The sequence below is a fragment of the Streptomyces sp. NPDC050508 genome (assembly GCF_040655155.1).
GTDB lineage: Bacteria > Actinomycetota > Actinomycetes > Streptomycetales > Streptomycetaceae > Streptomyces.
Genome location: NZ_JBFAJJ010000046.1, coordinates 1 through 1,466, shown reverse-complemented (window position 1 = coordinate 1,466; position 1,466 = coordinate 1). Strand labels below are relative to the sequence as shown.

The window sequence follows — 1,466 nt, the reverse complement described above, 5'->3', positions numbered from 1 at the left end:
GACACGGCAGCTGTAGATCCAGTGTCTGTGCTGGTCAGGTGTTGCCGGGGCGGGTGCGGGCATGAGTACGGCCACCGTGATCATGAACGTTTGTGACGACGTATCAAGACGCGGTGGCCGTGGAAGCAACGATAGCCGAGCAGGCGTGGGGCGAGGCGTTCGGGAGGGCGATGCGGGCGGTCGCGGGCTGCTTCGCGCGACGTGAAGCCCGGGCGACGGCGGCGGAGTTGGTCGCGGGGCTGTTGCTGGAGGTGGACACGCGGAACTGCTGGACGCTCGCGCAGGTTCTGGGACATCCGGGCCCGCACCGGCTGCAGCACCTGCTCTCGCGCGCCCGCTTCGACCATGAGCGGGCCCGGCAGGAGATCGCCTGCCTCGTGATCGATGAACTCGCCGGTCAGAGCGTGGTGTTGGTGGCGGACGAGACGGGGGATGCGAAGTCGTCCACGGACTGCGTGGGCGCCGGCCGGCAATACTCCGGTGCAATCGGCGGTGTCGGACTGTGCCAGGTGGCGGTGCACCTGGCGGCGGTCACCGCGACGACGAAGGTGATCATCAATCGGGCCCTGTATCTCCCGGCGGACTGGGCTGCGGACGAGGAACGCCGTGAGGTCGCCGGAGTGCCGGAGGAGATCGCCTTCGCGACGAAGCCGCAGCAGGCGCTGGCCATGGTCACCGACGCGTTCGCCGCCGGGCTGAAGGCCCGCTGGTTCGCGGGCGACGAGGTGTACTGCGGGCGCGAACTACGCCGGGGCGTACGGGCGCTGGGGCTCGGCTACACCGTTGGCATCGCCGCCACCTACCAGGTCATCGACGGGACCGGACGCCGGTGGGAGGCCCGCAAAATGATCAACAAGGTGCGGCCCGGGCAGTGGATGCGCCGGCAGACCGGACACGGCGCCAAGGCCACCCGCGAATACGACTGGGCCTGGCTCGATGTCCGCCCCGACGACGCTCCCGACGAGAACCGGAACGAGAAGGAAGCCGGGACGAGTGTGCTGGTCGCGCGGCGGCACCGCTACACCGGTGAGGTGTCCTACTTCCGCTGCTGGGCACCCGGCGACGTCTCGCTCGGCACGCTGGTGGAAGTGATCTGTCGCAGGTGGCGGATCGAGGAGACCTTCCAACTCGCCAAGGGCTTCACGGGACTCGACCAGGGGCAGGTGACCTGCTGGAACTCCTGGATGCGCTGGTCGCTGTTCTCCCTGATCGCCGCCGCCGTCCTTGCCCTCACGGCCACCGCCGTCCACGACGCTGCCGAGGACGAGCCGGCGCTCGTCCCGCTGAGCTGCCCCGAGCTCATCCGGCTCCTGCGAGCCCTCGTGCTGCCGCCACCCGTCCGCGACCGCGAGCACGTCCTGCACTGGACCGCCTGGCGGCGCCATCACCAAGCCGTCGCGACCGCCTGCCACCAGCAACGACACCACCGTCACGACCAACCGTGATCAAGAACTACAGCTGCCGTG

General features: G+C 69.4%; 1 protein-coding gene. It reads left to right on the top strand.

The features are described from left to right. Positions 1-92 precede the first annotated feature (92 nt). Positions 93-1,445 (top strand): IS701 family transposase, encoded by a 1,353-nt coding sequence (locus AB0I69_RS48730; RefSeq protein WP_363102316.1) that lies wholly within the window; start codon positions 93-95, stop codon positions 1,443-1,445. Positions 1,446-1,466: the final 21 nt, after the last annotated feature.